Raw genomic sequence first — 9,756 nt, forward strand, 5'->3', positions numbered from 1 at the left:
CGGATAAGAGCGTCATTGTCGAAGTTTTCATCCGGGGCAAAGCCCCAGTACACCTTACGTACCTGTTCATGGAGGTATTCGGCAAACGCTTCGGCCAAACGGTCAGCCACGGCCTTTACCATAATGGCATTGTAATCGTCGCCCTTATCCTTATAGGACATGGCAAGTTCATCTTCACCAATGCCCGCAGTCACCGCAAAAGCACCGATATAATCATCAATACCACTGCCTTTTTCAGCAACGAAATCAGCCAGGCAATAGTTAGCAAATTTGTCTTTTAAGGTTTGCTGACGCAAATGATGTGATACTCCCGCAAGGGCGGTGCGACTTTCATCGGTATAAATTTCAATGTCGTCACCGTCACGGTTAGCCGGGAACAGCCCAATAACCCCTTTCGCCTCTAACTCGCCGTTTTTGATAATTTGATCAAGCATGGTGTTAGCATCGTCAAATAACTCTTTTGCTTGTTCACCCACCACTTCGTCAGTGAGAATACGGGGATATTTACCCGCCAACGACCAGGTGAGGAAAAAGGGCGTCCAATCGATATATTTACGTAACAAGGACAAATCTGCCGAGATGGGAGTGACACCCAGCTTTTTCGGTTTCACCGGTGGCGTGGTGAAATCAGGTGTAAACCCATTGGCTCTGGCTTGCTCAAGGGTAACCGGACGACTTCTTGGTTGTTTACGCGCGTGTTGGGCACGCACTTTTTCATATTCTGCGGTCAACTCTTTGGCGTATTTTTCACGGCCTTCTTTGCTGATGAGCTTTTGACAAACCCCCACCGCGCGACTGGCATTTGGTACATACGCCACGGGGGCATGATAATTTCTTTCAATTTTTACCGCCGTATGAGCTTTAGAGGTGGTTGCACCGCCAATCAGCAAGGGTAAATCCAAGCCAAGACGCTCCATCTCTTTGGCAACATGCACCATTTCATCCAATGACGGTGTGATGAGGCCAGACAAACCAATCATGTCCACATTTTCATCTTTGGCAACTTGTAGAATGGTGGCACAAGGCACCATGACCCCTAAATCAATGACTTCAAAATTATTACACTGCAAAACCACGCCCACGATATTTTTACCAATGTCGTGTACGTCACCTTTTACCGTCGCCATGAGTATTTTGCCATTACTACGGGAAGCGCCGGATTTTTCCGCTTCAATAAAGGGTTGCAAATAACTCACGGCTTTTTTCATTACCCGGGCAGATTTCACCACCTGAGGCAGAAACATTTTACCTTCACCGAACAAATCACCCACTACGTTCATACCGTCCATTAACGGCCCTTCAATAACATGTAGCGGACGTTCGGCTTCTAGTCTGGCTTCTTCGGTATCTTCGATAATGTAATCGGTGATCCCTTTTACAAGGGCATGCTCCAAACGTTTGGTTACCGATTGCTCACGCCAACTGAGATCTTCAACGGCAGCGGCCTTACCGTCACCTTGATATTTAGGCGCTAATTCCAACAGACGTTCGGTGGCCTCATCGTTGCGATTAAGGATCACATCTTCCACGGCAATTCGTAATTCTTCGGGGATTTCGTCATACACCTCTAACTGACCGGCATTGACGATCCCCATATCCATTCCGGCACGAATGGCATAGTAAAGAAATACCGAGTGCATGGCTTCCCGCACCCGATTATTCCCTCTAAAGGAAAACGAAATATTGGATAACCCCCCACTGATATGTGCATGGGGACAAGTTTCTCGAATCACTTTGGTGGCTTCAATAAAGTCCACCGCATAGTTATTGTGTTCTTCTATGCCCGTTGCCACAGCAAAAATGTTGGGGTCAAAAATAATATCTTCAGGAGGAAAACCGATTTTTTCAGTGAGGATCTTGTAGCTACGCTGACAAATTTCAATTTTACGCTCTTTGGTATCGGCTTGCCCTTTTTCATCAAAGGCCATCACCACTGTTGCCGCACCATAGCGTTTAATCAGCTTGGCATGATAAAGAAACTGTTCTTCACCTTCTTTCAAACTGATTGAATTAACAATGGACTTGCCTTGAACGCACTTGAGTCCTGCCTCTATCACTTCCCACTTAGAGGAGTCGATCATAATGGGCACACGGCTGATGTCTGGCTCTGATGCGATAAGGTTGAGAAAAGTACGCATGGCCTCAACCGAATCCAACATGGCTTCATCCATGTTGATATCAATCACTTGCGCCCCATTTTCCACCTGCTGTCGGGCAACATCCAAGGCTTTTTCGTATTCAGCGTTTAAAATTAAACGCTTGAACATGGCAGAACCGGTAACGTTGGTACGTTCTCCGATATTAATAAATGAAGAAATTCCTGTAGTCACGATAACCCCCTAGTGAACGAACGGTTCCAGGCCTGAAAGGCGCATTTTTACATCTTTTTCCCGGATCGTACGGGGTTTTAACCCTGCTACCGATTCAGCCAGGGTACGGATATGTTCAGGTGTACTACCGCAGCAACCTCCCACGATATTCACCAGGCCCGCTTCCGCCCATTCCTTTATGTGCGTAGACATTTCTTCTGCGCCCATATCGTACTCGCCAAACTCATTGGGCAAGCCAGCGTTAGGGTGAGCCGAAACAAGGCATTCGGCCACGTTACTGACTTCATCCACATACTGACGTAGTAAATCTGGCCCCAATGCACAGTTTAGCCCAACCGACATCGGTGATGCATGACGCATTGAGTAATAAAAGGCTTCGGCCGTTTGCCCTGATAAGGTTCGGCCCGAGGCATCAGTAATTGTGCCGGATATCATCACCGGCACACGAGAGCCCATATTGTCGAACACCGTCTCAACAGCGAAAATCGCCGCCTTTGCATTTAACGTATCGAAGATGGTTTCAATAAGAATGATATCCGCGCCCCCGGCGAGTAATGCCTCGGTAGATTCCATGTAGGCTTCCACTAATTCATCAAAGGTGACATTCCGTTTGGCCGGATCATTCACATCCGGTGAAATAGAAGCGGTACGGTTAGTTGGCCCAAGTACGCCGGCCACAAACCGGGGTTTATCCGGTGTTTTAGCGGTAAATTCATCACACGCCTTTCTGGCCAATCGTGCGGCCGCTAAATTAATTTCTTTAGACTGGCTTTCCATGTCGTAATCGGCCATGGCGATGGTGGTGGCATTAAACGTATTGGTTTCGATAATATCCGCACCGGCGGCCAGATAATCACAGTGGATGTTATAAATAAGTTCGGGCTGGGTGAGAACCAAAAGGTCATTATTGCCTTTGACATCACAATGCCAATCAGCAAACGGCTCACCCCGGTAGTCGGCTTCTTCCAGTTTGTGATTCTGGATTTCTGTTCCCATCGCGCCATCCAATATAAGAATGCGCTTTGCTGCGATATCCAGCAGGGTTTGTTGAGTAGTTGATGTCACGTATTACCTCTTAGGCTGTGATTTTTCAGACAGCTGACTTAAATCATACGGTGTGGTCTGATAAACATAGTAGTTCAACCAGTTATTGAACAGTAAACTACCATGAGAACGCCAACGTACTAAAGGGGGCTTTGCAGGATCATCATCGGTAAAGTAATTTACCGGCACAATGGCATCTTGTCCTGCGCTCAAATCCCGTTTGTATTCATCCTGCAATGTTTCCGGGTCGTACTCTGGGTGCCCTGTCACAAACACCATGCGCTTGTCGTTAGACGCCACGGTATAGGCACCGGCCTCGGGGGATTCTGTGATCACGTGCAGCCCGTCTATGCTGTTATAAACGTCACTGTCGATATAACCATACCTTGAATGGGGCGCATAAAACTCCGGATCAAAACCCCGAAGCAGCTCGTTGTATGGGTCGAGTACTTTATGTTTGTACACACCGGAAAGTTTACGGGTGCGCAGCTTACGTTGTATGCCATGGAAATGAAACATCGCGGCGTGGGCGGCCCAGCATAAATACAAGGTAGAGTTCACGTTCCGCTGGGACCATTCTAAAATCTCTACCATTTTATCCCAGTATTTTACCTCATCATAGGACAAATGCGCCAACGGTGCCCCAGTGACGATTAAGCCATCATATTTTTTTTCCGCTATGGTGGAAAAATCATGATAAAAGGCATCCATATGGGCTTGAGGCGTATGCTTGGGCGCTAATTTATCAACTCGGATAAGGTTTACATTTATCTGCAACGGCGTATTAGATAATAGACGTAAAAGCTGTACCTCGGTTTCGATCTTATTGGGCATCAGGTTGAGGATCCCCACTTCCATAGGCCGAATATCCTGAGTAGCCGCACGATTGCTGTCCATGGTGAAAATATTTTCGCCAGATAAAACATGCTGTGCAGGAAGTTGTTCAGGAATACATATAGGCATGACGGCTCCAACAGTAAATGTGAATGTTATTATTGTGGCCGATTATATGCGGATGTCAACATCTTCACGTCTGGACGTCTAAACGTCTTACCGTTTTTTTTATGAAATGATGCCAGATGTGAGACTATTTGGTGCCATGCATACTATACAGCAATTCGGCTTCGGCTCTGGGTAGATCGCAGGCTTGCATCACCTCATCGATATCCGCCCCGGATTTCACCAGTTCTGCCGCCCTGGTATATAAACGCATCGAAGGATCTTGGGTTTTGACTTCCCGAAGTTGATTTTCCAGTTGGGTAAATTGCTGACTGAGATCCTGCATGTGCTTTCCTTGCACCATAGAACGGGTTTGCATTTCCGTTATTTGATTTTCCAATGTTCTCACTTCTTCAGCGAGTAAAATGGCTTGATCCGTTTGATATTGTAAATGTTGCTGTAGAGTTTTAAGGCGAATTTGAAAATACCAATACAGCCACAGCACCGCAATAACCGCTAACAGGCCCGTGGCAATGGCAAGAAGAGAGAAAGCGGAGACTTCCATATTAGCGACATAACTCCTACAAAAACAAATAAGATGGCAATGCCACGGCGCCTTTTATTAAAACCGGCAGGTTCGGCCATGAACATTGACCGAACCTAAGGCACTCAACGAAGTGAATATTTATAAGCTACTCAGTTCGTCCCATTCTTCATCACTGAGTAACTTGTTTAAATCCACGAGGATCAGTAACTCACCATCACGGTTGCTTACACCCTGAATAAATTTCGCGCTTTCTTCGGTACCCACATTCGGCGCGCTGTCTATTTCCGATGACTTCAGATAAACCACTTCAGCGACACTGTCGACCAAAATACCCACCACCTGCTCATCTGATTCGATGATAACGATACGGGTATTGTCCGTTACGTCCGTACTCGCCAAACCAAATCGGGCGCGGGTGTCGATGACGGTCACCACATTACCGCGCAGATTAATGATCCCGAGCACATAGTCAGGGGCACCTGGTACAGGTGCGATTTCTGTATAGCGTAAAACTTCTTGAACCTGCATCACGTTTATACCGTAGGTTTCATCGCCTAATCGGTACGTTACCCATTGCAGCACCTCATCGTTATCCGGTGTATTATTTGTTGTGCTCTTCTCACTCATGAACCTGGCTCCCACAGCTAAGGTGTTTGCTCATTACTACCTAAGCCATTGTTTAGCATTGTAATTAATTGATATACGTCGACCAACGCACACATTCTTTCTTTTACCATACCCGCTAACCATGGACGTTTGCCTCCTGACTTGCGCCATTTCACTTCATCCTTGGTCAATGTGACGGTGTTGATCAGTTTGTCACTGGCTAAGCCCCACAAACTGTCTCCAAGCATAATAAGATACTGATAGTTTAGCGTTTCTGCGAGGTTTTGATCGTATTTTTCTGGCATAACCCACATAGCAGTATCCACTACGCTAATTTTTTCTTCTCTATGTAACATGACCCCTTTGAACCAGGCCGGTTTCCCCACTAAGGAACTGATTGTGTCCAATCGATGGATACCACCTAGGGTAATAAGCGGTACCGCCAGCGTTAAACCTGCTACCTGAAAAAACAGGGCTTGAAAATGTTCGTCCAACTGTTCTTTCACCGGTGTCATCGCTGGCAACGGTGCCGCCGCACTTTCTTCCAGCCCTTCGTCTACCGGTACAATCTTTGTGTCTTCTACCTCTTCATCAATCACCGCCGAGACCGTATTTGGCGTATCACGAGGTGCCTCCACCCCTGTCTCGGTGACCAGCGCGGCCGCCTGCTCAAGTAAACGCGCTGTATTCGCAGTCACTTCTGCCGGATCATCGGGCTCTTGAAGCAAACTGTCTAAATACGCCTGCATCACGTCTTCCCGGGCAAAGGGCGTACTTTTTTTCATGATATTAGTGTCGCTCCAGTTCTTGCAGAAGTTTACCGTAAGCGTAAACGCCTCTTGCCTTAGGGAAAACCACCGACGCGGGAGATTGCACCTGGCTAGCATCTCTAAAACGCGTATCGACTGGAATGATTCCCTTCCAAACTTTACTGCCATAATCAGTCACTAATTTATGATGAGACTGAATCGCTGCCTTTGTTCTGCGATCAAACATGGTAGGCACAATGACAGTATTGAAATTTTTTCGCAACGAACGCCCCATAATTTCCAGCGTATGGATCATACGATCAAGTCCTTTTAAGGCGAGAAACTCCGTTTGCACAGGCACTATCACTTTTTCACAAGCAGCCAGGGCATTTACCATTAACACGCCAAGTACTGGCGGACAATCCACCAACACATAATCAAATTCATGCGCTATGGTAGCCAGGGCTTTTTTTAAAATTAACCCCATGCCATTTTGCATTCCCATTTGCCGATCTAAAGTGGCTAATGCCATTGAGGCCGGCAAAACAAATAAACTATCGAGCTTTGTCGGGCAAAGACAATCAAGCACGTCGTCAGCGCTGATAGTGCCATCATGCATGAAAATATCATACACCGATGCGTTCAGTTCTTCGGCATCTGTACCAAAATAGTAACTTAACGAAGCATGGGGGTCGGTATCAATAAGCAAAACCCGATTGCCCTGTTCAGCAAGGATCCCTCCCAACGTAACCGTTGTGGTGGTTTTCCCTACACCTCCTTTTTGATTTGCAATCGTCCAAATTTTCAACACCGAGCTCCAACAACGGGAAAAAGGTCAGCTGACCATTTCGCTCAAAATACACGACGCCATATGCTCGATATCAATGCTCTTATCTGCAATATTGGCTTTCGCCACCGCTTGTGGCATGCCGTACACCACACAAGAAGCCTGATCCTGAGCCCAAATCTTAGCGCCGTCATCATACAATTGCTGACACCCTTCCCGGCCATCCGCGCCCATTCCGGTTAAAATAACCCCTAACACGTCACCATGAAAAACCTGTTTTAAACTGGAAAAAGTAATATCCACACTGGGTTTAAAGGTGGCAACCTCATCGTCAAGGGCATCGCGGATAACAATTTTGGGGACTTTACCGGCTTCCACGATCATTTGTTTTCCGCCCGGGGCTAAATAGGCACAACCGGGCATTAATACATCCCCGTGCGCCGCCTCTTTCACCGTAATGGCACAATTATTATGTAATCGTTGAGCAAAGGCATTGGTAAAGGTGCCGGGCATATGTTGCACCAACAAAATCGGATACGGAAAATCAGCCGGTAATCCGGATAACAGTTTTTGTAAGGCCACCGGGCCGCCAGTAGATGCCCCTATCGCCAAGCACTTGTAGTGTTTTCCTGAAGGTTTTACCGAGGTAACTCTGGGCTGGATCGCGGCATCAGAACGGCCAGTGAGCAAACCTGAACTGCGAAAGAAGGGAGTCTTCGGCGCTTTTTCAGATAAGGGGGTGCTGCTTCGAATCATGGATGGTGTGCGGGATAACGCCGCTCTGCCAAAGCCGACACCACGACGGGCAAGTAACCTCACCTTGGTTCTTAACAAGCCAACAGCATCTTTACGCTCACGGGAAATCTCTTCGAATTTTTTCGGCAAAAAATCCAGCGCGCCGGCCTCTAGGGCATCAAGGGTGGCTTGTGCACCCGCATGGGTTAAGGACGAGAACATTAAAATCGGCACGGGCCGTCTTTGCATAATCGCCTTCACGGCCGAAATGCCATCCATCACAGGCATTTCCACATCCATGGTCACCACATCCGGCGATAAAGACATCAGCTTTGCCAATGCCTCCTCGCCATTTTTTGCTTCACCGACAACGGTAAGCTCTCTGTCCTCTTCAAGGATTTCACGCAAACGTCGCCGATAAAACGTAGAATCGTCCACTATAAGGACTTTAAAAGCCATCTAATTATCGTCCTTTTACAAGCTGTTAAGATTTTCTTGCGTAATGCTTCAACAGACTCGGTACATCAAGAATCAGTGCAATACCACCATCAGATGTAATGGTGGCCCCCGCCATACCAGGGGTACCTTGCAACAACACATCAAGGGGTTTAATGACCACTTCTTCTTGACCAATCAACGCATCAACCACGAAGCCCACTTGCTGGGTGCCTATTTGCACAACAACCACATGGCCTTTTTCCCGTTCGATATTTTTCGGGCCACGAATTAACCATTCGCCAAGGAAGAACAGTGGGATGGCTTTGGAGCGTACAATCATGGTTAACTGACCATCTACCGTATTGGTCTTCTTAATATCCATATTGATAATTTCATTCACAGCCCCTAAAGGCAGTGCGAAAGTTTGTTTCCCCACAATGATCATCAACGTGGGCAATATGGCTAAGGTAAGGGGAACTTTTATTTCCAGTCGCGTCCCTTTCCCTAATTGGGAATCAATATTAACGGTACCATTTAGTTGGGTAATTTTGGTTTTCACCACGTCCATACCCACACCACGACCGGAAATGTCACTAATTTCAGTTTTTGTCGAGAAGCCCGGCGCAAAGATCAGATTAAAGGCTTCCACATCCGACATACGTGCAGCAGCATCTGCATCTAGCACGCCTCGGCTTATGGCAATGTCCTTTAATTTTGCCGGATCCATCCCCTTACCATCATCTTCGATGGTCAGCAGAATATGATCGCCTTCCTGGGATGCGGCCAGTTTTACCGTGCCCATGCGAGGTTTGCCGGCCTTGGCGCGCTCATCAGGCATTTCAATGCCATGATCCACTGAATTTCGTACCAAATGCACCAAGGGGTCGGCCAGTGCTTCCACCAGATTTTTATCTAAATCTGTTTCTTCACCTTCCAGCTCCAGAGTAATCTCTTTTTTCAGGCTTCGGGCTAGATCACGTACCACGCGGGGAAAACGGCCAAACACTTTCTTAATCGGCTGCATACGGGTTTTCATTACCGCGCCTTGCAGATCCCCGGTTACCACATCTAAATTGGCGATGGCTTTTGACATATCTTCATCATTAGAATTTATGCCTAAACTCAATAGCCGATTACGTACCAGTACCAGCTCGCCCACCATATTCATAATTTGATCAAGGCGTTTGGTATCAACCCGTACTGTGGTTTCTGCCGCGGGTGCAGAAGGACTGGATTTTTTATCGTCTTTTTTAGCGCTCGCTTTCGCCGACGCTGAGGGGGCTTTAGCCTTTTGAGGTGGTGTTGAAGGCGATGCTTTGGGACTGGGTTTGGCAACCCCTTGTTGCTCTTGAGATTGTTTGGCTTTAGCCGCGTTAACCGCTTCTGTCGCCTTTTTATCCACTTCCACCTTGCCCGCTACACTTGGTCCCTGGCCTTTACCATGAAGCTCATCTAACAAGGCTTCAAATTCATCATCTGAAATTTCATCATCGCCACGGCTATCGCCGGCGTTGTTCTCCGTGCTTTTTTCTGCACTGGCAGGCGGGGTTACCGGTGCCGATTTATCAACGCTAAACTGAC

9 protein-coding genes are annotated in these 9,756 nt (G+C 47.3%); all 9 read right to left on the bottom strand.

All coding sequences use genetic code 11. The features are described from left to right. Positions 1-2,330: methionine synthase (gene metH / locus V5298_RS18195; RefSeq protein WP_332932849.1), on the bottom strand; the 2,330-nt coding region annotated here is incomplete at its 3' end. 9 nt (positions 2,331-2,339) lie between these two features. Continuing rightward, complete coding sequence (locus V5298_RS18200) at positions 2,340-3,395, bottom strand: homocysteine S-methyltransferase family protein (protein WP_332932850.1); 1,056 nt, start codon at positions 3,393-3,395, stop codon at positions 2,340-2,342. A 3-nt stretch (positions 3,396-3,398) separates the two neighbouring features. Beyond that, positions 3,399-4,337: a homoserine O-acetyltransferase MetA gene (gene metA / locus V5298_RS18205; protein WP_332932851.1), complete on the bottom strand. Its 939-nt coding sequence runs from the start codon at positions 4,335-4,337 to the stop codon at positions 3,399-3,401. A 124-nt stretch (positions 4,338-4,461) separates the two neighbouring features. Then, the gene (locus tag V5298_RS18210; protein WP_332932852.1) at positions 4,462-4,878 is read right to left on the bottom strand and encodes a DUF2802 domain-containing protein; all 417 of its coding nucleotides are present in this window, start codon (positions 4,876-4,878) and stop codon (positions 4,462-4,464) included. Positions 4,879-4,998: 120 nt separating this feature from the next. Beyond that, positions 4,999-5,487: a chemotaxis protein CheW gene (locus V5298_RS18215; RefSeq protein ID WP_332932853.1), complete on the bottom strand. Its 489-nt coding sequence runs from the start codon at positions 5,485-5,487 to the stop codon at positions 4,999-5,001. Between the two features lie 17 nt (positions 5,488-5,504). Beyond that, positions 5,505-6,251 carry a chemotaxis protein CheW gene (locus V5298_RS18220; RefSeq protein WP_332932854.1) on the bottom strand — a complete coding sequence of 249 codons (747 nt, stop codon included), beginning with the start codon at positions 6,249-6,251 and terminating at the stop codon, positions 5,505-5,507. Positions 6,252-6,255: 4 nt separating this feature from the next. Beyond that, positions 6,256-7,023 carry a ParA family protein gene (locus tag V5298_RS18225; protein WP_332932855.1) on the bottom strand — a complete coding sequence of 256 codons (768 nt, stop codon included), beginning with the start codon at positions 7,021-7,023 and terminating at the stop codon, positions 6,256-6,258. Between the two features lie 27 nt (positions 7,024-7,050). Further along, positions 7,051-8,196, bottom strand: coding sequence for a chemotaxis response regulator protein-glutamate methylesterase (locus tag V5298_RS18230; RefSeq protein ID WP_332932856.1), 1,146 nt, complete (start codon positions 8,194-8,196; stop codon positions 7,051-7,053). Between the two features lie 25 nt (positions 8,197-8,221). Continuing rightward, on the bottom strand, positions 8,222-9,756 hold a 1,535-nt coding region (locus tag V5298_RS18235), incomplete at its 5' end, for a chemotaxis protein CheA (RefSeq protein ID WP_332932857.1).

Source organism: Alteromonas sp. 14N.309.X.WAT.G.H12 (assembly GCF_036697315.1).
In the GTDB taxonomy this organism is placed as follows: domain Bacteria; phylum Pseudomonadota; class Gammaproteobacteria; order Enterobacterales; family Alteromonadaceae; genus Alteromonas.